General features: G+C 48.6%; 23 protein-coding genes. 13 read left to right on the forward strand and 10 right to left on the reverse strand.

Translation table 11 applies throughout. From position 1 onward, the window contains the following. The first annotated feature begins 99 nt into the window (after positions 1 to 99). Complete coding sequence (locus GN278_05150; protein XAT60256.1) at positions 100 to 450, forward strand: cupin domain-containing protein; 351 nt, start codon at positions 100 to 102, stop codon at positions 448 to 450. Positions 451 to 632: 182 nt separating this feature from the next. Here GN278_05150 and GN278_05155 read toward each other — a convergent pair whose 3' ends face one another. The 4 genes from GN278_05155 to GN278_05170 all read right to left on the reverse strand — a co-directional run bounded on the left by GN278_05155 (position 633) and on the right by GN278_05170 (position 3,765). Beyond that, on the reverse strand, positions 633 to 1,088 hold the full coding sequence (locus GN278_05155; GenBank protein XAT60257.1) for a hypothetical protein: 456 nt from the start codon (positions 1,086 to 1,088) through the stop codon (positions 633 to 635). 56 nt (positions 1,089 to 1,144) lie between these two features. Next, positions 1,145 to 1,420, reverse strand: a complete 276-nt coding sequence (locus GN278_05160) for a hypothetical protein (protein XAT60258.1) — start codon at positions 1,418 to 1,420, stop codon at positions 1,145 to 1,147. Between the two features lie 303 nt (positions 1,421 to 1,723). Continuing rightward, a complete protein-coding gene (locus GN278_05165; protein XAT60259.1) occupies positions 1,724 to 2,677 on the reverse strand; it encodes an EamA family transporter in 954 nt (317 codons plus the stop codon). After that, on the reverse strand, positions 2,674 to 3,765 hold the full coding sequence (locus tag GN278_05170) for a DUF971 domain-containing protein (GenBank protein XAT60260.1): 1,092 nt from the start codon (positions 3,763 to 3,765) through the stop codon (positions 2,674 to 2,676). Before GN278_05170 ends, GN278_05165 begins: the two co-directional genes overlap by 4 nt. Positions 3,766 to 3,923: 158 nt before the next feature. On the opposite strand from GN278_05170, the gene GN278_05175 reads away from it, so the two are divergent. From GN278_05175 to GN278_05190, 4 genes are all read left to right on the forward strand, one after another. Then, positions 3,924 to 4,856, forward strand: coding sequence for a LysR family transcriptional regulator (locus GN278_05175; GenBank protein ID XAT60261.1), 933 nt, complete (start codon positions 3,924 to 3,926; stop codon positions 4,854 to 4,856). A 340-nt stretch (positions 4,857 to 5,196) separates the two neighbouring features. Continuing rightward, positions 5,197 to 6,243 carry an aldo/keto reductase gene (locus GN278_05180; GenBank protein XAT60262.1) on the forward strand — a complete coding sequence of 349 codons (1,047 nt, stop codon included), beginning with the start codon at positions 5,197 to 5,199 and terminating at the stop codon, positions 6,241 to 6,243. A 139-nt stretch (positions 6,244 to 6,382) separates the two neighbouring features. Continuing rightward, entirely contained in the window at positions 6,383 to 7,417 is a 1,035-nt protein-coding gene (locus tag GN278_05185; protein XAT60263.1) for an aldo/keto reductase, read from the forward strand. Positions 7,418 to 7,703: 286 nt separating this feature from the next. Further along, a complete protein-coding gene (locus GN278_05190) occupies positions 7,704 to 8,222 on the forward strand; it encodes a hypothetical protein (protein ID XAT60264.1) in 519 nt (172 codons plus the stop codon). A 310-nt stretch (positions 8,223 to 8,532) separates the two neighbouring features. Here GN278_05190 and GN278_05195 read toward each other — a convergent pair whose 3' ends face one another. Next, positions 8,533 to 9,387 carry a helix-turn-helix domain-containing protein gene (locus GN278_05195; protein ID XAT60265.1) on the reverse strand — a complete coding sequence of 285 codons (855 nt, stop codon included), beginning with the start codon at positions 9,385 to 9,387 and terminating at the stop codon, positions 8,533 to 8,535. Between the two features lie 104 nt (positions 9,388 to 9,491). Between GN278_05195 and GN278_05200 the strand changes: the two genes are divergently transcribed. From GN278_05200 to GN278_05220, 5 genes are all read left to right on the forward strand, one after another. Continuing rightward, a complete protein-coding gene (locus tag GN278_05200; protein XAT60266.1) occupies positions 9,492 to 9,698 on the forward strand; it encodes a DUF2061 domain-containing protein in 207 nt (68 codons plus the stop codon). Continuing rightward, complete coding sequence (locus GN278_05205) at positions 9,694 to 10,593, forward strand: fatty acid desaturase (protein ID XAT62551.1); 900 nt, start codon at positions 9,694 to 9,696, stop codon at positions 10,591 to 10,593. Before GN278_05200 ends, GN278_05205 begins: the two co-directional genes overlap by 5 nt. Before the next feature lie 172 nt (positions 10,594 to 10,765). Further along, on the forward strand, positions 10,766 to 11,419 hold the full coding sequence (locus GN278_05210; protein XAT60267.1) for a protein-L-isoaspartate O-methyltransferase: 654 nt from the start codon (positions 10,766 to 10,768) through the stop codon (positions 11,417 to 11,419). 71 nt (positions 11,420 to 11,490) lie between these two features. Then, positions 11,491 to 12,903 carry a TolC family outer membrane protein gene (locus GN278_05215; GenBank protein ID XAT60268.1) on the forward strand — a complete coding sequence of 471 codons (1,413 nt, stop codon included), beginning with the start codon at positions 11,491 to 11,493 and terminating at the stop codon, positions 12,901 to 12,903. 75 nt (positions 12,904 to 12,978) lie between these two features. Further along, complete coding sequence (locus GN278_05220; protein XAT60269.1) at positions 12,979 to 13,545, forward strand: hypothetical protein; 567 nt, start codon at positions 12,979 to 12,981, stop codon at positions 13,543 to 13,545. A gap of 61 nt (positions 13,546 to 13,606) precedes the next feature. On the opposite strand, the gene GN278_05225 is transcribed toward GN278_05220, so the two are convergent. Then, positions 13,607 to 13,930 (reverse strand): elongation factor P, encoded by a 324-nt coding sequence (locus GN278_05225; protein ID XAT60270.1) that lies wholly within the window; start codon positions 13,928 to 13,930, stop codon positions 13,607 to 13,609. Positions 13,931 to 14,144: 214 nt separating this feature from the next. On the opposite strand from GN278_05225, the gene efp reads away from it, so the two are divergent. Continuing rightward, complete coding sequence (gene efp / locus GN278_05230) at positions 14,145 to 14,708, forward strand: elongation factor P (GenBank protein XAT60271.1); 564 nt, start codon at positions 14,145 to 14,147, stop codon at positions 14,706 to 14,708. Positions 14,709 to 14,777: 69 nt separating this feature from the next. On the opposite strand, the gene GN278_05235 is transcribed toward efp, so the two are convergent. After that, complete coding sequence (locus tag GN278_05235; GenBank protein ID XAT60272.1) at positions 14,778 to 15,536, reverse strand: folate-binding protein; 759 nt, start codon at positions 15,534 to 15,536, stop codon at positions 14,778 to 14,780. A gap of 59 nt (positions 15,537 to 15,595) precedes the next feature. Between GN278_05235 and GN278_05240 the strand changes: the two genes are divergently transcribed. After that, the gene (locus GN278_05240; protein ID XAT60273.1) at positions 15,596 to 16,282 is read left to right on the forward strand and encodes a glycosyltransferase; all 687 of its coding nucleotides are present in this window, start codon (positions 15,596 to 15,598) and stop codon (positions 16,280 to 16,282) included. 25 nt (positions 16,283 to 16,307) lie between these two features. On the opposite strand, the gene GN278_05245 is transcribed toward GN278_05240, so the two are convergent. Both GN278_05245 and GN278_05250 read right to left on the reverse strand, forming a co-directional pair. Then, entirely contained in the window at positions 16,308 to 16,985 is a 678-nt protein-coding gene (locus tag GN278_05245) for an ATP-binding cassette domain-containing protein (GenBank protein XAT60274.1), read from the reverse strand. After that, positions 16,978 to 18,225 (reverse strand): lipoprotein-releasing ABC transporter permease subunit, encoded by a 1,248-nt coding sequence (locus GN278_05250; GenBank protein XAT62552.1) that lies wholly within the window; start codon positions 18,223 to 18,225, stop codon positions 16,978 to 16,980. Before GN278_05250 ends, GN278_05245 begins: the two co-directional genes overlap by 8 nt. 194 nt (positions 18,226 to 18,419) lie before the next feature. Between GN278_05250 and GN278_05255 the strand changes: the two genes are divergently transcribed. Continuing rightward, positions 18,420 to 19,529, forward strand: coding sequence for a pyridoxal phosphate-dependent aminotransferase (locus GN278_05255; protein ID XAT62553.1), 1,110 nt, complete (start codon positions 18,420 to 18,422; stop codon positions 19,527 to 19,529). Here GN278_05255 and GN278_05260 read toward each other — a convergent pair. Continuing rightward, positions 19,518 to 20,720 carry an aminotransferase class V-fold PLP-dependent enzyme gene (locus GN278_05260; GenBank protein XAT60275.1) on the reverse strand — a complete coding sequence of 401 codons (1,203 nt, stop codon included), beginning with the start codon at positions 20,718 to 20,720 and terminating at the stop codon, positions 19,518 to 19,520. The genes GN278_05255 and GN278_05260 overlap by 12 nt on opposite strands. Between the last annotated feature and the right edge of the window lie 37 nt (positions 20,721 to 20,757).

Consider the following 20,757-nt stretch of genomic DNA (forward strand, 5'->3'; position numbering starts at 1 on the left):
TTAGCATCAACGCAGGCCAAACCCCGCGCATAAACCTTGACTCTCTGGTGCCGTGACGAAACTCTGAAAATATTAATGCTAGCATTTTAGGACCAGCAAATGAACGCGATCAGCTTGACGGAAAAACTTGCACTGGTTGATACATTCTGGGACCCGCGCATTATCACACAGTATAACGGCAATGATGTGATGGTGGTAAAGGTCAAAGGCGAATTTGTCTGGCACAGCCATCCCGACACGGATGATTTTTTCTTTGTGGTCAAGGGACGTATTCGGATCGAGTTGGAACATGAAACGGTCCGGCTTGAAGCGGGGCAGTTGTTTGTTGTGCCGCGCGGGGTTGAACACCGGCCGGTGGCCGATGAAGAGGCGCATCTGCTGCTAATTGAGCCGGCAGGCACACCCAACACCGGCAGCCCAGAAACCGCATCTGCGAAACCCTATATTTAAGCCAGATAATCCCTGCGCGACCCCATCAATACTATGCCAATTTCAAGGGTTACGGGGCCCGCTAGCGGTTTGGCAAAGCTCAATCTACCTTGCACCGGAACGGCATTTTGAAACTTTGTTCTCGCCCGTATCACAAATCTATGAGTTTTGGCGCTTGTGGCGCTTTGATGAACACGCTCATGTTACCATGCCCAAAGGGATGTGCTGCATTGATCACTTTGGAATTGGTCTTCTTTCAGCAGCCGGTTGAAGAGCCAAAGGGTGTTTGTATTCCTGTCTTTTTGTGCACCGTAGTAGGTTTCGCCCAAGTCTTGTGATAGGCGAAGATAAAGCTCTGGGTCTTCGGTTTTTTTGGCGACACCCGTTCCCGCCGTCCAAATGAATTTGAAATCTGATTTTGGATTATCGTAGTCGACCCATGCTGAGCCAAATGCTGCTTTGTCTGTTATGTGTATGGGTGAAACCTCTTGGCCAATCACTGCCCCGGATGGCGTTCTTAAAACAGTGACTGGACGTAGATATGGGCGACTGAAATCAACATAAGCTTCATATCCGATTTCGATGCCGTTGGGCAGGCGGACACAATCACCGAATTTCAATGACTGCAGACCAGTTAAGGCAAATATTGGTAGGTCCACAAGGGCGCTCAAGGCCAAACTGGACGCCAAGAATAAGCCGCACAGCCGACGCACGCTCAATACCTGCTTCGCGATGGGTCAGCGTAAATCTGACCTGCTAAGCTCCCCGTCCATTGGCCTGTTATGGAATAGGGGATACCTTCTGGCAGATCATCCCATGAGAAAATCTGCCCTTCGCGCTCTGCATGTGCCGACCATACCTTGCCATCTTGGCGTGTCCGCCAGATGTAATGCGTCGTCGGCCGCTCTTGCTTGAACGACCACATCATGGGTGTACCTTTCCGAAGATATTCCTCAAAGGCCGTTCGATAGATTTGTTGGTCAACGATCATTGGAGCCTGCTCGTTGATTGTGTACCTCTATATTTGTTCAGTTGATGTTAACAAAAGTAAAAGGCACCGTCCGCAGTGTAGCAGGTGAAGGTGAGGTCACCCTTTGCCCGCACAAGTGTCTAATCATTTGGCTCAGAGTATTTGGTGCACGCTCGGTCCTTGGTCAAAAACCCTTGCCAAAACCTGCGTTCCAAAAGGGTCGTTAGTGCACGTGACAAAAATGGTTGGGTTTTGGTAAACCTGCGCCAATGTCGGCGAGGGTCGCCGACGAAGAGCAATCCTCTCAACTTTTTTCTTACTCGGCTAATTGCAAATTGCTGGTGCATTTCCTGCAGCCTCGACATGCAGAGGGCTCTCGACCTCTTCGGGTTCGCGCTTGCTTGACGTCAGTGTCAAGAAAACAGCCGCCGCCGCGATACCCAAGCCGATGATGCCCATCATGGAAAGAACTTCGCCGAAAACGATCCATGCCATAATCATTGTCACAGGCGGTGACAGATAAGTCAAACTTGCAACCTGTGATGCGGGCAAGCGTCTGAGCAAGACAAACATGAGGCCATAGGCTGCGAGTGATACGACAACTGCCAGCCAAATAATCGCAAAGACTAGACTGCCATTCCAGGTCGCTTCAAGACCTTCCAGTCCGACTGCGAGCGGGGCGAGCACCAAAAATGATGCCAGACAATGTAAGAACGTCGCCAGCAATATAGGAACAGACTTTTCCTTTTTTAAGTTGCCGCTGCGGTCGATCAGGGATGCTAGTGTGATTGCGATCACTGCAAGGAACGGAAGCAAATGTGCGACGACTGCGCCTCCAAGGGCAATGCCATCTCCGATAACTAAGGCCACGGCGACAAGCCCCAGCCCCAGCCCGGCCCATTCCCGGCCAGACACCTGCTCGCCCGTCATGCGCGCAGACAGCGCGCCAGTCAGGATTGGCTGCAACGCAGTTATGAATGCCGCAAGACCTGCCGACAAACCAAGATCAATCGCGCCCAGTACGGCTGCTAACCACCCGGCATGAGCCAGAGCACCCACAAGCATATGACGACCAATAACCCCGCGTGGAATGCGCTGCCATTGCTTGGCCAATGTGACTAACACAGCCAGAATTGCTGTAACAAGCAGGTAGCGCCAAAACAGGATCGTGAAGGTTCCCGCGTGATCGAGGCCAAATTTGGCCCCGACAAATCCCGAACTCCACAAAACGATAAAGACACCGCATAAAAGAGGTAATCCAAGGAAACGTGTCATCATTTTACGCCACCTTCGCCTTGAACGATCCGGCGGAAGCCTGATAAATCATCCAGCTCCATATAGACTTGTTGAAAGTGACGCAGGCCCTGCCCGTCATCAAACGCATCTCGTCCATGCAAGACCCTGTGATTGTTGATCAATAGCATCTCGCCAGGCGCGCACCGATAGGCCACCCGGTTTTCAGGCGCGTTGATCCGCTCTGCCAAAGCGCGCCACGCATCATACCAATCAGGAACCAAATCAAACGGCACCGTTTTGAGCGACTGAACAGTCCAATTGGCATAGCGTAGAAGAGCAAGCTCACCTTGTTCATCCAATATCACCGGTGGATACATCGACAAGGTTTCGGCTTTCTTCGACCACAGACGAAACTCGACCGCGTAATCTGTCATGATCCGGAGCGCTTCGGGGTTTGTTTGGCGCAGCTGTGACACCACATTTGCACCGTCAACATATTGCGAGGCACCCCCTGAAACATTGTTATGCATACAATGGAAAGCCATGACATTGGGGGGCCATGAATAGCCCGAACAATCGGTATGCAGTGGCAAGGCGGAATTGGTGAAGCCAAGGGTGTAGGGGTCTACGGAGACGCGAATATCTGCAACGCGATCAAAGACAATTTCCCGCACACAAGATAGACGGTTTGCGAACCGCTCAACTTCGCGATCTTTCATCGGTACATCTGTCAGACGAATGAGCCCGAACTTTTCAAACGCAGCAATCATTGCCGCCGAAGTTTCATCATCTGACATGATCTTGTCATATACGAAACTTGGCAGTGATGATCCATATTCAGATCCCCAAAACTGCTTTGAAGCCTTTATGTGGTTCTCAGCAATGTCGTAAGAATTACGCTTCAACCAATCGATATCAAAGCTTGAATCTGTGCTTCCGTTAGACCACTTTATCCGTATTTCACCGCCCACCGTGGTGATATCGCTCGCCTTTAAGCTGCTCGGGATGCTTTCGGTCAAAGCTTTGCGTTCCTTAGTGACAGGATCAAAACGTTCGGTAGAACGGCAATTATCCCTTAGCCATTGATAGTGAAATCGCGAGACGCCACCATCGGGCCAGTAAACTGCCATAAAATCTGAATGTGCCTCTACTGCAATGGTATCTTCAGTTTGGAAATTAAATTCATGCTTGCCCGTTTCAATCTCTCCTTAGGTAAATGATGAAATGAAAGTGACCCATAAAATCATTTTGCAAAAGATACTCGTTGCGCGAAGGGGCTTTGCGTAATATGCAAAACGCGACTGATCATGAGGAGGATCAAATGGACTTAATTAGCGATCTCATTTTGATGCAGGAACTCGCGGAGCACGGCAGCTTTTCAAAGGTTGGGCGCAGACGCGGACAAGCCCCGTCTAGTATAGCGCGGCGTATTGACGGATTGGAAGTTCATCTTAAGGCGCGTCTATTCAACCGAGCTCCTTCCGGTTTGTCGCTTACCGCCTTCGGGTCACAAAAACTGATCGAAGCGCGCAGCGTTATTGAAGCCGCCGACAAACTGACCTCACGCGACGGTGAGAACGGTGTTTTAACGGGTCACATCGTCGTTTCTGCGCCATCTAGCTTGGGCGAAACGCTTGTGACACCTGTCGTCGCACAATTCCTCAAAACACACCCTGATGCCTCAGCCGACTTGCATTTTACAGACTCAATTCAAAATCTTGAACAAGATAAAGTAGACCTCAGCGTGAGAGTAGGTACGCAATCTCCAGACCATCATTACATTCGTCGTATTGTGGCAAATAAACGGATCCTCGTAGCGTCCCAAACCTATCTAGCGTCTCGCGCCCCAATTAAATCTGTTACCGACCTTGATGAACATGATGGGCTGCTCTTGGGCCGTACATCAACTTGGTCACTTATCCATCAGGATGGTACACCGCATGTAGCCTTTCCTAAACAACGGTTACGCGCCATCACGGGCGACGTGTTGCTCTCCATGTGCAAAGCAAATTTAGGAATTGCGCTGAAATCAACATGGGACGTCCGTCGGGATTTAGAGAATGGGAAAGTCGTTCGAGTTCTTCCAAAGTGGCACCAAGCCCACTCATCCGACATTATGCTTGTGACACCTAGCAAAAAACTTGTGTCGCCAACAGCGATTGCGTTCAATCATATGCTGACCGATTACCTAAAATCCGTCCTAGGGCATGACGATCAATAAGCGTCGGCCATGGTGTTCTGGAAAATAATTCCCTGATAGAACCTGTGCTCCAAAAAGGTTTGTTATTGTCACTTTCACCCGCTGCCCACGCTATTTTTGGAGCAACCTTTGGTCGATCTTTCATCCAATTTTAACGCCTGATGTGCTCGATTTTTCCACCCCCGCGATGCTGCCGCGATACAGACGCAATACCGACATGGGTTTTGCGCTGTTTTGAAGGCAAAACTGCAAAAATGCTAACAGACGCAAACTCGGACTTTCTTAGGACAAGGGTTGATTGCATATAGGCCGGAAATAGATCACAGTTAGCGTACTACAACTTTTGGGGAAAATAGTAATTATGAGAAAGAATCCAATGGGCCGCAGCGGTGTGATGGTGTCCGAGTTGTGCCTTGGCACAATGACATTCGGCACCCAGACACCCGAAGCAGAGGGCCACGCGCAAATTGATATGGCGCTGGATAATGGGATCGACTTTCTGGACACGGCCGAAATGTATCCGGTCAACCCGATATCTAAGGAAACCATTGGAAGAACAGAAGAAATCATTGGCACATGGAATGCCAAAAACCCGGCCCGGCGCGGCAATTACATCCTGGCTACGAAACATTCGGGCGCAGGCTTGAAACACGCGCGGGATGGCGCGCCGATTTCTTCTGAAACAATTGCCGAGACAGTCGAGGGCAATTTGCGGCGGCTGCAAACCGATTATATTGACCTTTATCAGTTTCACTGGCCCAATCGCGGCTCTTACATGTTTCGCCAAAACTGGACTTATGATCCGTCAGGGCAGGATAAGGCGGCCACCCTTGATAATATGCAAGACTGCCTTGAGGCGTTGCAGAAAGAGGTGGAAAAAGGCACAATCCGCCACTTTGGCCTATCCAACGAAAGCGCCTGGGGCACTGCCCAATGGCTTCGAATTTCCGAAGATATGGGGCTGCCAAGAGTGGCTACAATTCAGAATGAGTATTCCCTGCTGTGCCGGCTTTATGACACAGATTTGGCTGAGTTGAGTGTTAATGAAGACGTTGGTTTGATTGCTTTTTCTCCGCTTGCGGCAGGGTTTTTGACCGGCAAGTATCAAGACGGAAATGTGCCCGCAGGATCGCGTATGTCGGTGGTCGAAAACCTAAGCGGACGTGCAAATCCGCGGGTCTATCCGGCAGTGAATGCATATTTGGGAATTGCCCGAAAACACGGGATTGATCCAGTGCATATGGCGCTGGCGTGGTGCCGTACCAGACCGTTTATGTGTTCAGCCATCTTTGGCGCCACCCGGCTTGGGCAGCTTGAGCATATTCTTGGGGCAAGTGATGTGGTGTTGAGCCAAGAGTGTCTTGAGGATATTGCAGTTGCTCACAAGGCGCATCCAATGCCCTATTGATCCGATCGCCAAGCCTTCCCTTTGAGTTTTTAAAGGCATGGGGCGCTGTCTATACTTTGTGGTAACCTTTGCCTGGCATGGTCTGTGTGATATGCTCTTACAGGTAATTAGAACCTAATTTATTGAATTAAGAGCTAAAATGAACCTTTGGAAGGCTAGCGTGAGCAAATACGCGCTTGGTGCCATGACCTTTGGCACGCAAACGCCGCAAGATATTGCCCACCGTCAGATTGATCTGGCTCTAGAGGCGGGTGTGAACTTAATTGACACGGCGGAAATGTATCCGGTTAATCCGTTTCGTCGCGAAACCACAGGGCTATCGGAAGAAGTGATTGGCAACTGGGTTGCTTCCAACCCGGAAAAGCGTGCGAAAATGATGATATGCACCAAACATGCCGGCAGCCGGCACCGGCTTATAAGGGGCGGCGAACCAATATCATCCAAGACCATAGCGCTGGCTATAGAAGGATCATTGAAACGCCTACAAACTGATTTCATTGACCTTTATCTGTTTCACTGGCCCAATCGCGGCTCATACAGTTTTCGAAATAATTGGAGTTATGATCCCTCTGATCAGGACCGGTCACAAACCTCGGCACATTTTGATGATGCTCTCGAGGCGCTTTCAAAACAGGTGGATAAAGGGAATATTCGCAACTTTGGACTTTCTAATGAAACCACATGGGGGATGGGTCATTGGTGTTCGCGCGCCGCGGCAACCGGTGGCCCACAACCCATCACAATTCAAAACGAATATTCATTGCTATGCCGGTTGGCAGATACGGACCTTGCAGAATTTTGCGTTCAAGAAGATGTGGGCATCATGGCCTATTCACCGTTGGCGGGTGGGTTGCTGACAGGAAAATATCGTGGTGGACAACATATTCCGGACGGCTCTCGCATGACATTTACGCCGGACATGCATGGCCGTGTGACACATAGTATGTGGCAGGCTGTGACAGCCTACGACCAGATTGCCGAAAAACACGGGCTCGAGCTAACCCAAATGGCTTTGGCTTGGGCATCAGCAAGGTCCTTTGTGGCAACGGTCGTTTTGGGAGTCGTGGATGAGACGCAGTTAAGACATGCATTGAAAGCTCAGAAAATCAAACTGACCGATGCACTTATTAAGGATATTAATCACTGTCATCAGGCGCATCCGATGCCGTTTTAATCCAATTCAATCTGACGCAGTGGTTTTAAAGAACTGTTTCAAGTCGCCGGTCGCAAAAGAAGCTTCTCGGATCACAGCGTCAAAATGTTTCGTAAATGTATTAATCCGTTCGCTTTCCCGAAAGGCAAGATAGTAGCAGCCCAAATATAGAATGTGACTTTTGGTGGAGGCATAAGCTCTTATTGCTAAAATACCCACTTATTTTGTGAAAAAGCGAGTGTTCGGAAACTTGTGCATTCAGCAAAATCTGATTTCCATGTGCTTAAGAGCAGGATATCAAGCTCGTATGAAACAAACAAGTAATTACCCTTCCCTCTTCATACTTACTGTGATCTTTGTAGCTGGCTTGCTTGCCAGTTACACTGAAGTGAAATCTGAGCAAATAGAGCTCCCAGGCGGCTTCAAACTAGGAAGCTCACTTGATGAGGCACGGCAACATTCGAGTTCTCGAGGTTGGGAACTCGCTCAATTTTCTCCTGAACAGCCTTGGCAGTGGATAGTGGAAGGAAGCGCGGAAACCCAGATTGGTCTTTTCGTTTGCGGGGATAAGGTTACGGGTGTCCATCAATACCAACCCGGCGATTTGGATGAATTTGCTGATATAGTCTTAGGCTTCATATTTTCGCATGGCCAACCGGACATTCAGGTGATTACATTTATGGCTGGTGGAACAAAGATTTCGAATGTCGATGCGCGGTTCACGGAATTTGAAGGGCTTAATGTGAACGTGCAATTGAGCAGCACTGCGGGTCGCCTTGGAATTTCCACGAACTATTTTAAGGTTGGAGAATGCACAGAAAAATAGCCTCGGTGTAACATTTGCCTATTCTACATTTTTTAAGTTGTGATGTTTGGATCGCGTAACTTAGGTGGCAAGCGTGTTTCTAATCAGCTTTCAAATAAATGGTTCAACATGTGGTTTTTATTTGTAGTTAAATGGGCAAACTATGGGCTTGACCTGATCAAAGCCGTTTGTGGCGCCTGTCGTATTGGGGACTGTGGATGAAAAACAGTTGCAATATGCGTTGAAAGCTCAGAAAATCAAACTGGCGGATGCTTTTTTACAGGGCATTGATCACTGTCATCAGGCGCATCCAATGCCGTTTTAATCCCAGTCAATTTGACACAGTGGTTTTGAAAAACTGTTCCAAGTCGCTTGTTGCGAAAGAGGCCTCTCGGATCAAAGTATCAAAATGTTCTGTAAAGGTGTGAACCCGTTCACTTTCCCGAAAGGCGAGGTAGTGGCGGCCCACATAAAGCACCGCTAAAAGTGGCCCGAAGACTGTAATTGGCGCTGAATAGAGGCGCCTCGCATCAAAAAGATAGATCCGGACTCTTGGATAAAATTGGGCGCATAAATCGACCAGCCACTGGATTTGTTCGTTGCGAATCTTAGATGGCAGGCCCTGGTAATAGCCTTGTGAATTGGCAAAACTAGATATTTCGTGAATGGGTATGGCAATCTCATAGTCTGATGTCGATTGCCGCATCCAGTTTAGACGGTCTTTTGAGGCCCCAATGGCCTGCTGGATTGTGCGGCCGAGGTGCGGTGCATATTCCCATTCCAACATAGCATCGGTTTTGAACATATCGGGCAGAGTTGCAGGGACGTGGCGAATTTTATATCCTGCGGCGTCGCGGTGCCACTGATAAATTTGCTCGTCCACAAGTGCACGCGGTGCGCGCGTGAGCGATAAGGAGTTAGCAACGATGTCTGTCGCATTTTCGGGGCGGTCCGAAAGGCTCAGCAGCCAGTCAGCGGAGACATTCAATGCCGCAGCGCATTCACCGACCACTTGTGCATTGGGAAGCCGGGCACCGCTGTCCCCCAGAAGTTGGGAAATTGTCGAGCGGTCTACACCGATGTTGCGGGCAAGCGCGGCTTGACTGATACCGCTAAGTTGCAAGGCTTGCCTCAGGCGTTCGCGAAACTGTGCTGCACGGTTGCGTTTGTCTATATATATATTCATGTGTTTATAAATATCATCATATATTGAAAATGTTAATCATTTTCCGACTGTTCCCACTTTGATCGATTTGACAATGTTCCCCGTGATCCAAAAAGGACAAAGCAATGGAAAGCAAACTAAGAACAGGAGTGAAGGCTGGGCTTTGGATGATGATTGGCTGGATTATGATGTGTATAACGGGCCTACTTTTTACAGGCTCTGTCAAAATTGGTTTTAACATTGCAATTGCAAACAGCTTGATCGGATTGGTTTGCTATTTTGTTTATGAGAGGATTTGGGGCGGCATAAAGTGGGGTCAAAGAGGTGATTGACCGACGGGCCAATAAATTTGAATGGCCAACAGTGGCTTTGGTGATATGTGTCTATAGTGGCTTTGCGTTCGGCACGACGTGGCTATATAGTTTTTGGCCGCCCTTAGGGATAGCGCTCGTCATAGTTACAATGACCCTTCATTCCTCATTGACCCACGAGATTTTGCATGGCCACCCTTTTAGCAATCAATTTTTAAATGTCGCTCTGGTGTTTCCCTCTCTTTCCTTTTTGATCCCCTATCTTCGATTTTCGGATTTGCATTTAGCGCATCATTATGATGAGAATCTGACCGATCCTTATGATGATCCAGAGACCAATTTTATTGATCCCAAAAGCTGGTATCGTTTTCCACAGGTGCTTCAATATTTCTTTAGGTTCAATAATACGCTTGTTGGACGAATGTTGATTGGCCCGTTATTGGGTCAAATAAGCTTTATGTTCTCTGATATGGTAAGGATATCAAGAGGTGAATTGCGAGTGGCTCTGGGGTGGATAATTCATATTCCGGCTATGGCGATCGTGCTATATTGGATTTTATATATAGCTGACATTAGTTTTTTTGAGTTTTTGATATCGGCCTACTGCGCAATGTCGCTCTTAAAGGTACGCACGTTCTTAGAGCATCGCGCTCATGAAAAACCCCGCGCACGGACCGTCGTGATTGAAGGACAGGGTGTGTGGTCTTTCCTTTTTTTAAATAACAGCTTTCATGTGGTCCATCATATGCACCCAAATGTTTCTTGGTATAAATTACCCAGCCTTTATCAAGAAAATAGGGAGCACTATCTAAGGCGCAACCAAGGGTATTATTTTGCAGGCTATGCCAGTATTTTTAGGCATTATTTGTTCACTGCAAAAGATCCGGTGCCACATCCACTAAAAGTGCGAAAATAGCTATTGGTTAGGTTGGCGGGCTGTCAGAAACATATTTTTTTTTGCAGTTTAGTGATCCAAGATATTTTAAAGCAAAATTGTCTTGATTCCCGTTTAATGTTCTCTTTCCGTTGCTCCTTGTTGAAACTTGTGGCAAGACATCCTCTAGACCTAATAAAAGCCGAGTTTTACAATGATTGACTATGCTGCGCGACGCACGACAATGGTAGATACACAGGTGCGTCCTTGTGATGTGACCAAATTTCCGGTGATTGATGCTATGCTCCGTGTTGAACGTGAATTATTTGTACCTCGTGACAAACGTGAAGCCGCTTATATTGGGGAAAATGTTGACCTTGGCGGCAGCCGCGTTGTGCTTGATCCGCGCACCTTGGGTAAGATGTTGGACTATTTGAATATCCAAAACGATGAACTGGTTCTGGATGTGGGTGTTGGTCTAGGGTATTCTGCGGCGTTAATTTCAAGATTGTCAGAGGCAGTAGTCGCGGTGGAAGATGATCCAGAGCGGATTGCAGAAGCAGAGGAAACGCTAGGCAGAGTGGGTGCTGATAATGTGGTGCTTCATAATGGAGCCTTGAGTGAAGGTGCTGCACAGCACGGCCCATATGACGTCATTATTTTACAAGGTGCAGTAGAGCAGATGCCCGATAAAATCTTAGAGCAATTAAAAGATGGCGGCAGAATTGCATGCATTTTTAGTGAAGGAGCCCTTGGCATCGTCAAAATTGGGCATAAGTTAAAAGGAAAGATAAACTGGCGTTTTGCATTCAATGCCGCTGCGCCTATACTTACTGGTTTTGAGCGTCATAAAGCGTTCACACTTTAATTGATAAGCCGTGTTGTGGTCAGCATGTTCTTTATGTCTGAACTGCTTCTCGGTAATTTGGGGGCCGCATTATGTTGAACACTACTAAAAAGTCTGCAGCAATTTCACTATTTGTGGCTGCTATATCCTGTTCACTGGGACTGCCATTAAAGGCCGAGACTTTGCGTCAAGCAATGAGTGCTGCTTACAATAATAGTGGTCTTTTAGACCAAAACAGGGCTTTATTGCGCGCCGCCGATGAAGATGTTGCTCAGGCAGCGGCCGCCCTAAGACCTATCGTGAATTGGTCTGCAATGCTTAAAGATGAGCGTGGTTGGGCAAGAAACGAGCGAACTTTTGGAAACCCCGAATTCAGCATTGACTCCTATGCCAACCTGATGCTTTCAGCAGAGCTTACATTGTTTGACGGCGGCCAAAATAAAATGGTGCTTGAAGCATCAAAAGAAGCGGTTCTTGCAACGCGTCAATCTCTGGTTTCTGTCGAGCAGCAAGTTTTGTTCGCAGCGGTCGATGCCTACATGAAACTGCGGCGGGAATTAGAAACAGTGGGACTGCGCGAAAACAATTTGTTGGTCATCCAAGAGGAACTTCGCGCAGCCCAAGACCGCTTTGATGTAGGAGAGATTACAAAGACAGACGTTGCGGTGGCCGAGGCTAGGCTTGCGGCTTCTACAAGTGCATTGGCAGCGGCTCGTGGTGGCTATATTCAGGCGCAAGAAGCCTATCAACAGGCCATTGGCGCACCAGCGGGGGAATTGGCAGAGCCCTCTTCAACCCCGAAACTGCCAGATACAGTAGAGGCTGTGAAATCAGCTGCCGTGCGGAACCACCCCGATATGAGGCGTATCCAGCATGAAATTAAGCAGGCTGAATTAAACGTGTCTCGAGCAAAGGCCAGCATGGGCGCAAGTGTTAAGTTGAGCGGGTCGCTGGGCTATACCGACCAAGAGGCGGATGACTTCAACGCTCAAAGCTCAGTGAGTGTAACTGCATCAGGGCCAATTTATTCAGGTGGGCGACTGCCTTCGCTTGTTCGTCAAGCCATGGCAAGAAGAGATGCGCAACGATCAGGTCTTCACATCACCCGCAACCGAATAGAACAGCAAGCCGGATCAGCTTTTGCTCTTATGGAAATGGCTCGGGCTGGGCGCAAAGCCAGCGAAGAACAAATTCGCGCTGCGCGTGTTGCTTTTGAAGGTGTACGCGAAGAGGCAACACTTGGGTCGAGAACAACATTGGATGTCTTGAATGCCGAGCAAGAGCTTTTGGATGCTAAAGCTGGACTTATTTCTGCGGTGACGGATGAGTATCTTGCAGCTTACCGGGTACTTGCTGAGATGGGCAAATTGACGGTGGATTCACTGAATTTACCGGTGCAAAAGTATGATCCCACTGAATATTTTAACTTGGTTGAGACAGCGCCATCCTCTGGAAGTGCGCAAGGAAAAGCTCTTGATCGCGTTTTAAAAGCGCTTTCTAAATAGGTGATTCGTTCAGAGCTTGTGCGAACAGCAGTTCATGGTTACAATGGTATCACTCCTCACTAGAAGGTAGATACAATGAACGAACCATTGGGCAAGGTAGAAATCGACGACGTTTTAACTTCACTGAAACAGCTTATAGCAGATCAAGATGACAATAATGTAGGGCTAATCGAAACCGAAAGAAACGAAAAATTGCTTTTGGGACCTGCCTTGCGTGTTGTTGAAGGGCGGAAGTTGGATCGGGCACAAAAGGCACCAGTGTCAGGGAATCTTGAGGCTAAAATTTCAAAATTGGAAGAAATGATCGCTCAGTCAGAGGGACCATGGGAACCAGATAGCGCAGGTCAGGATGACTATGCGGGCAAGCACGTGACTGGATTTCCTTGGGAACAGGTGGTTGACGCGGCGTTAGGCGAGTTTGATGCACCGGCAGCTCTTCGTGCTGTTACCGTAAACTCGCAAACCCCATTGAGGGCGGCTGAGACAGAGCGCCTCAATTCCGAAAAGTTGCGAGAAACGGTTGCTGAGATTATCCGCGAAGAGCTTCGCGGTACTTTGGGTGAGAAGATTACCCAGAATATTCGGCAAATGGTGCAAAGGGAAATCCAGAGTGTTCTTAAGTCTGGAAAACTGCGCCGCTAAACTAAAAAACGCCAGAGTCGATCTGGCGCTTTCAAATAATTTTGCAGCTTATTGGTGTGAATTATGCAGCTTCGGCTTGCTGCTGTGCTGCATGTCGGCGCTCACACTCTTCGCGCGAAAGCGCAACAGATGTACGCACACCTTTTGCAACAAATTCCATTAAGCCGCCGACAACGCGTTCGTTCGGGTCGATCCCCGCACAAGACAATACTTCGCGGCCATCACGCGAGCGAGCCCAGCGGGCGATTTGCTCTGGACCATTGCCATATTTTTTATCATCAGCGATTGCATCATCCAAAGCAGCAAGAACGACGGCGGCAAAAAGCTTTCGCGCTCTGTTGCCTTGCTCACTGTTAAACGCGCTCGCGTCAACGAAATCTTTCATCCCGTCGTCCTTTATTCTTACTCTTGTCTTTTCGCGTAGACCTGCTTATGGCCTAAAAACACTGATTCGGGTAGACTTATTTTGCATAGCTAATATGTGCTTTGCGCATACCTCTATTGCACTCATTAGCTCATGTGGTTAACTTGCCAAGTCTATGCCCTATAGATATAGGGGCAATGAGCTAAATATCAATCAAGTAGATGCAGGTTTAAAGATGGCCAAAATAAATGGGAATGAAATCCGTCCAGGTAATGTTCTGGAACATGATGGTGGACTTTGGGCTGCTGTAAAAGTGGATCATGTAAAGCCAGGAAAAGGTGGAGCGTTTGCGCAGGTCGAAATGCGTAATCTGAGAAATGGTTCAAAATTGAATGAGCGCTTTAGAAGCGCTGACAAAGTTGAACGGGTTCGCTTAGAGCAAAAAGATCAGCAATTCCTTTATGAAAGTGATGGAATGCTCGTATTTATGGATACTGAGACCTACGAACAGATCGAGCTTTCCTCTGAGTTGCTTGGAGAGCGTAGGCCATTTTTGCAAGACGGCATGACTATTGTGGTTGAATTTTATGATGATGAAGCATTGAATGCGACGCTGCCGCAAAAAGTAACTTGTACAGTTATCGAAACCGAACCAGTCGTCAAAGGCCAAACGGCTGCAAATAGTTTCAAGCCGGCAATACTAGACAATGGCGTTAAAGTCATGGTGCCGCCTTTTGTCGCCCAAGATGAAAAAGTGGTTATAAATACGGAAGCGATGGAATACTCCGAACGCGCATAGTTCGTTAACAGGCGTATGGTTGCTTTTGGTCACCAATACGGAAAAATTTCAAGATTTTGTAACATATTCTTAACTGGCTGGATCATGTGATAAGCTGACAGGCACTCCATTTGCAGTCATGTTTTCACCTACCCTGTCAAAGCGCAGATATGCTAGCGCCAATCCGGAAGAGTGCGAGCAAATATATCCAGCGTCTTTTCCTTGTGAAAGGATAGGGGTGTGAAGCGGAACTGGCGCCTCTATAGCCACCCGGGCCATCCCTTTGCGAAGTTTGGTTTTATGCTTCATTCGGGCGATTATTTCTTGCCCCACATAACACCCTTTGGAAAAATCCACCCCGTTTAAAGTTTCAAAACCCCATTCAAGGATATAGCTATCTGGGGTAAGCTCATATTCGGTTTCAGGAACCAAACAGGCAATGCGTTGCGCTGTCCAATCTACGTTGTTTGCAACAGAATTTGGTGAATAACTTCGCCACCCCATATCCTGATGACGTGGATCCAGATAACTGCCCGCGGGGGGTGTACCAAGACCGCGTTCAAGATATAATGGCTCGGTATTGAATTCCACATCTGCCCGCAGGCGGTACATCATGAGCCGTTTCAGAAGTGGCTTAGACTGATCTGCCGCCACATCAATCATCACATCAGCCTCATCGGCGAACAAAAAGAAATCGAAAAGAAACTTACCTTGTGGGGTCAAAAGTGCCGAATAAACCAGCCCTTGGTCAATTTTGTTCACATCATTGGTAAATAAGCTTTGCAAAAAATCCCGGGCATCATTGCCACTTACTCGAATGATTTCACGCAAATTTGTGGTTAAGACCATGTGGCAATCCTTCGTTTCTCTCGCTACATATATAGTGTGTTTTTCAGATGGAACAGAGGATGCGTGCTCCTATTTCGGTAATCATTCCAACCCTGAACGCTCAAGACAGCCTGCCGAGCTTGTTGAGCAGTCTGTATGAGGGGGTGGCAGCAGGTTTGATATGTGAAGTGATTGTTTCTGATGGCGGCTCTTTGGATGAGACTTGCAAGATAGCAAATCAATCCGGCACAGCCATTATCAAGGGGCTGGCGTCCCGTGGGGGACAAGTGACCCGTGCCTGCCTCGAAGCAAGGGGTGATTGGCTTCTCATTCTCCACGCAGATTGTATTTTACCCAAGGGATGGAGTGACGTAGTACGCTCTTGTCTGGTCAATGATCAAAAAGCGTTTTTCTTTAAGCTGGGCTTTAACAGCGCGCATCTTATGGCGCGGATTACTGAAGGGTGGGCCAATCTTCGCTCAATGCTTTTCAGGTTGCCTTATGGGGATCAGGGATTATTGATCGCACAGAAACAATTGACCAGCATTGGCGGTTATCCGGACCAACCTTTGATGGAAGATGTGGAAATTGCTTTAAAACTAAAGCGACAAATGCGCATGTTGCCTGTGACTATTCTAACAAGCGCTGCGGCCTATGAAGAAAACGGCTGGATTCTGCGCGGGACACGAAACTTGATCCATCTTTTTCGATACTTAACAGGGGTCTCGCCGGAAGACTTGAAAAAAAGCTACTACAATCAAACTTAGAAAATCAATTGAGGCGCCAAAAGGTTCATTCCAGAATGCCATTTTTTAAAGTAACTGTTCGATCCATTTTTGCAGCGAGTTGTGGATTATGGGTGGCAATAACAGCTGATAAGCCGGTCTGCCGTGCTACAGATACTAAAATTTCAAAAACTTGCTCAGAGGTGGATTGATCAAGGTTGCCAGTGGGCTCATCTGCCAGCAAGACTTTGGGGGCGTTTGCCAAAGCGCGGCAAAAAGCAACCCTTTGTTGTTCGCCGCCCGATAGTTCGGCTGGCCTATGGTCGGCGCGTTCAGCAATGCCAACCTTTGAAAGCAAACTAGCGGCGCGCTGTTTGGCTTCAGCTTTGGATGCTCCATTTGCCAATTGGGGCAGCATAACATTTTCTAGGGCGGAAAATTCGGGCAATAAATGATGGAACTGATATATAAAACCAATTTGGTGACGGCGTATCGCCGTACGTTTCCTATCGCTCAATTTATTTAAAATTTCACCATTGAATTTTACCTCACCCTCGTCAGGCGTATCTAAAAGCCCTGCGATATGCAGTAATGTGGACTTGCCTGCACCAGAGGGCGCCACCAATGCGATGATTTCACCGGGTTTTACTTCAAGGTTTGCACCACAAAGAACATTGATTTGATTGGGCCTATCCCGATGATAGGTTTTTTCAAGCGCATTTAATTCAAGAATTGGATCACTCATAGCGCAGGGCCTCAACCGGGTTCATGCGCGCCGCGCGCCGCGCAGGAAAAAACGTAACGCCAAAGCTTAAACCCAATGATAAAAATACCGCAGATAAAACGTCGTTTAGATGCAGCTCCGCTGGAATTGAATAAATGCCTCTTATAGATGGGTCCCAAACACCGCCCCCTGCAAGGTAATTGACCAATGAAAAAATGGGGTCGATGTAAATTGCAAACAAGCAGCCCAAGATCACACCGAATGTTGTCCCGATTAAGCCGGTAAAGGCGCCGCAGATAAAAAACACCCGCATCACAGAGCCCTCGGTTAATCCCATGGTTCGAAGGATACCGATATCGCGCCCTTTGTTTTTCACCAGCATAATCAAGCCGGAAATGATATTCATGGTCGCAATTAAAACCAATATAGTCATGATGATAAACATCACATCATCTTCGATTTCCAAGGCTCGTAAGAAATTGCTTGATGCATCTTTCCAACTCCAAAGCTGGGCGCGAGCCCCGGCGGCGGATGAAATGGCCTCAGCTAATCTTTCTACCTGATCAGGGTTTTCGACCATAACCTCAATCTCATCGGCCACCCCTTCACGGTTAAAATAGTCCTGAGCTTCGACAAAGGGCATATAAACGCGGGTTTTATCAATGTCATAGCGACCTGCTGTAAACACATAGGTGATCGGATAGCTTTTAACGCGCGGGCTGGTTCCAAAGGCTGTTTTAACGCCATTTGGAGAAATAAGTTTGATTTTATCGCCAAGTGTTACATTTAAAATTCTCGCAACACCCGAGCCGATGGCAATGCCTTGTTCAAAATCGCCAATATCCCCTACAAAGTCTTCCGGCTCTGCAATCCGCGGCAATGTTAGAAGATCAGAAGCTGATATACCGTACACCTGCACACCGGCGTTTTGGCCCCCGAAACTGGCCATCACCTGACCTTTGATCAGCGGCGCCGCGCGGTTGACCCCTTCAATCTGTGCAATGGCATGCGCCATGTCAGCATAATTATGAATGGTACGATCCAAACGGCCAAAATCATCAGTTGCCGGAATTTGATAGACAGTGACATGAGCATTTGCACCCAAAATCGTGTCTACAATTTCCGAGCGAAACCCCGAGCGGACGGCAAGCGTAGCAATCAAGGCAAACACCGCCAGCGTGATACCGATCAGGCTGATCCATGTCATCACACTGACGCCACCTTCGGCGCGGCGTGCGCGCAGATAGCGCCAGGCGATCATCCATTCATATGCAGCAAAAGGTTGGTTGCTATGGCGCACAGTCGGGCTCCGTTTTATTTCTGCAGACCCTGTGCCTGATCGCTGCGAAGGTCAAGACTGGATTGGATTTTACCGCCCCGATCGGCTCAAAATTGCGTGATCCTTGGGCATTTACGCCCTTGCCTCTGATGGCATTATACCATTATCTCTGTGCTATGAGCAAACCGCGCTATACCCAATTGGTTGAAAGCCTGCCGGCAAGTGTTCCCTTTGTGGGTCCTGAAACCCAAGAGCGGGCAAGAGGCGGCGCTTTTGCGGCCCGTCTTGGGGCCAATGAGAACGTTTTTGGCCCGTCATCTAAGGCGATTGAGGTGATGCAGAAAGCAGCCTCGGAGATTTGGAAATATGGTGATCCCACGAGCTTTGACTTGCGTGCGGCTTTGGCCGATCACCACGCCATAGCGGCAGAAAATATTGTGGTTGGCGAAGGAATAGATGGGCTTTTGGGCTATCTTGTCCGCATGCTGATCGGACCGGGTGACAAAGTTGTAACCTCGGATGGCGCGTATCCAACGTTTAATTATCATGTGGCTGGTTTTGGCGGGACTTTGCTTAAAACCCCTTATGTTGGGGATCACGAAGACCCTGCCGCGCTTTTGGAATTGGCCGGACAGCAAAATGCCAAACTGATCTATTTGGCCAATCCAGACAATCCGATGGGAACGTGGCATAGCGCGGATGTGATTGAGGAAATGATCTCTAATGTGCCCGATGGCTGTCTTTTAGTGCTGGATGAAGCCTATATCGAATTTGCGCCCGAAGGCACCGCGCCAAAGATAGAGATTAATGACCCTAAAGTAATTAGAATGCGCACCTTTTCAAAGGGTTACGGCATGGCAGGGGCGCGAGTGGGCTATGCTTTGGGCGCGCGTGATCTGATCGGGCAATTTGAAAAAATTCGCAATCACTTTGGTATGAACCGTGCCGCGCAAGCCGGTGCATTGGCGGCGCTTGGTGATCAGGACTGGCTTGCCCATGTGCGGGAACAGGTAGTGAGAGGCCGCGCTACTATTGCGCAGATAGCCGAAGAAAACGGGTTGTCTACGGTGCCGTCTGCTACCAATTTTGTTGCAATAGATTGCGGCCGGGATGGCGTCTTTGCCAAAGCGGTCCTGGACGATCTGGTGGCCAGTGGACTGTTTGTTAGGATGCCTTTCGTGGCCCCGCAAAACCGCTGCATTCGGGTCAGTGCCGGCCATCCAGAGGATCTTGAATTATTGCGCGGCCTGCTGCCCAAAGCGCTTAGGGCGGCATTAGCTCGCTGATGCCATAACCCGCGCTGCAGCCTCGACAGCGCCGGATCCGTGCGGGATATCAAGTGCACAAAGCCCGGCTTCAACGGTGCCCAGCAGCCCCATAATCATCTGTGCGTTGACATGTCCCATATGACCAAACCTGAAAAAGCCGTCGCCGTTGGGATCTTCGGGCGTGGACATGCCCAAGCCAATGCCAAGGGTTAAACCGGCCTCATGTTCCACCCAGCGGCGTAGTTTTTTTCCATCGGGCGCACCCAGATGGAGTGATGTGACAGCATGGCTGCGGTGCTCTGGGTTGTCCACGTTCATCCTCATTTTTCCACCCTCGCTTGCCCAGCAATCTACTGCAGCCCAGATGGCTTGGGCAAGCACCCTGTGACGTGTCCAGATGGCTTCGATGCCTTCGGCTTTGATCATGTCCAAAGCGGTGCGCAACCCATAAAGATGAAGGGTTGGCGCCGTGCCACAAAAATATTGGTAAAAACCCTCTGGGCTAACACGCTGCTGCCAATTCCAATAAGAACTGACCCGTTCAAGTAAGTATTGCTGCTCAGCCGCCTTTTCGTTGAAATAAACAAAGGCCAATCCAGGTGGCACCATCAATCCTTTTTGACTAGCAGCGACCATCACATCGACACCCCATGCATCCATTTCAAAGCGATCACAGCCAAGCGATGCAATACAATCCACGGCCAATAGGGCAGGGTGATCTGCGCCATCAATGGCTGCGCGTACCTCATTTATATCATTCTTGATGGATGTGGATGTATCCACATGTGTGACCAGAACCGCTTTTATGCGTTGTGCTTTATCGGCCATTAAAGCCTCGCTAACACGCGTTGCTTCGATTGTTGACTGGGTTCCAAATTCAATTATTTCTACTTTAATCCCCAGAGTTTCGGCCATTTCAGCCCAACTATGTGCAAATTGCCCCGTGGCAGCTACAAGTACCGTATCACCCGGTCCTGCCATATTCGCCAGTGCGGCTTCCCATGCGCCATGACCGTTCGCGATATAAAGCGCGACATTTTGATCAGTGCGCGCCACGTAGCGCAAGTCTGATACTATAGAAGGAACCATGTCCACCAATTCGCCCTCGTAGATATTGGGCGAAGAGCGGTGCATTGAACGCAGAACGGCCTCGGGAACAACTGATGGACCGGGAATAGCAAGGTAAGACTGACCATTTGCAAGGGACATTATATTCAATCCTTTAAAATTCCATTTACGGAAAGTT

The sequence above is a fragment of the Rhodobacteraceae bacterium Araon29 genome (genome assembly GCA_039640505.1).
Classification (GTDB): Bacteria; Pseudomonadota; Alphaproteobacteria; order Rhodobacterales; family Rhodobacteraceae; genus CABZJG01.

What these genes read in the sequence shown, in the direction of transcription:
- GN278_05165 (XAT60259.1), bottom strand. Translation starts at nt 2,677, where the DNA reads ATGATGACACGTTTCCTTGGATTACCTCTTTTATGCGGTGTCTTTATC.
- GN278_05225 (XAT60270.1), bottom strand. Translation starts at nt 13,930, where the DNA reads ATGAAAGATTTCGTTGACGCGAGCGCGTTTAACAGTGAGCAAGGCAAC.
- efp (XAT60271.1), top strand. Translation starts at nt 14,145, where the DNA reads ATGGCCAAAATAAATGGGAATGAAATCCGTCCAGGTAATGTTCTGGAA.
- GN278_05215 (XAT60268.1), top strand. Translation starts at nt 11,491, where the DNA reads ATGTTGAACACTACTAAAAAGTCTGCAGCAATTTCACTATTTGTGGCT.
- GN278_05200 (XAT60266.1), top strand. Translation starts at nt 9,492, where the DNA reads ATGGAAAGCAAACTAAGAACAGGAGTGAAGGCTGGGCTTTGGATGATG.
- GN278_05190 (XAT60264.1), top strand. Translation starts at nt 7,704, where the DNA reads ATGAAACAAACAAGTAATTACCCTTCCCTCTTCATACTTACTGTGATC.
- GN278_05210 (XAT60267.1), top strand. Translation starts at nt 10,766, where the DNA reads ATGATTGACTATGCTGCGCGACGCACGACAATGGTAGATACACAGGTG.
- GN278_05260 (XAT60275.1), bottom strand. Translation starts at nt 20,720, where the DNA reads ATGTCCCTTGCAAATGGTCAGTCTTACCTTGCTATTCCCGGTCCATCA.
- GN278_05150 (XAT60256.1), top strand. Translation starts at nt 100, where the DNA reads ATGAACGCGATCAGCTTGACGGAAAAACTTGCACTGGTTGATACATTC.
- GN278_05180 (XAT60262.1), top strand. Translation starts at nt 5,197, where the DNA reads ATGAGAAAGAATCCAATGGGCCGCAGCGGTGTGATGGTGTCCGAGTTG.
- GN278_05220 (XAT60269.1), top strand. Translation starts at nt 12,979, where the DNA reads ATGAACGAACCATTGGGCAAGGTAGAAATCGACGACGTTTTAACTTCA.
- GN278_05160 (XAT60258.1), bottom strand. Translation starts at nt 1,420, where the DNA reads ATGATCGTTGACCAACAAATCTATCGAACGGCCTTTGAGGAATATCTT.
- GN278_05250 (XAT62552.1), bottom strand. Translation starts at nt 18,225, where the DNA reads ATGATCGCCTGGCGCTATCTGCGCGCACGCCGCGCCGAAGGTGGCGTC.
- GN278_05240 (XAT60273.1), top strand. Translation starts at nt 15,596, where the DNA reads ATGCGTGCTCCTATTTCGGTAATCATTCCAACCCTGAACGCTCAAGAC.
- GN278_05170 (XAT60260.1), bottom strand. Translation starts at nt 3,765, where the DNA reads ATGGCAGTTTACTGGCCCGATGGTGGCGTCTCGCGATTTCACTATCAA.
- GN278_05255 (XAT62553.1), top strand. Translation starts at nt 18,420, where the DNA reads ATGAGCAAACCGCGCTATACCCAATTGGTTGAAAGCCTGCCGGCAAGT.
- GN278_05235 (XAT60272.1), bottom strand. Translation starts at nt 15,536, where the DNA reads ATGGTCTTAACCACAAATTTGCGTGAAATCATTCGAGTAAGTGGCAAT.
- GN278_05195 (XAT60265.1), bottom strand. Translation starts at nt 9,387, where the DNA reads ATGAATATATATATAGACAAACGCAACCGTGCAGCACAGTTTCGCGAA.
- GN278_05175 (XAT60261.1), top strand. Translation starts at nt 3,924, where the DNA reads ATGCAAAACGCGACTGATCATGAGGAGGATCAAATGGACTTAATTAGC.
- GN278_05245 (XAT60274.1), bottom strand. Translation starts at nt 16,985, where the DNA reads ATGAGTGATCCAATTCTTGAATTAAATGCGCTTGAAAAAACCTATCAT.
- GN278_05185 (XAT60263.1), top strand. Translation starts at nt 6,383, where the DNA reads ATGAACCTTTGGAAGGCTAGCGTGAGCAAATACGCGCTTGGTGCCATG.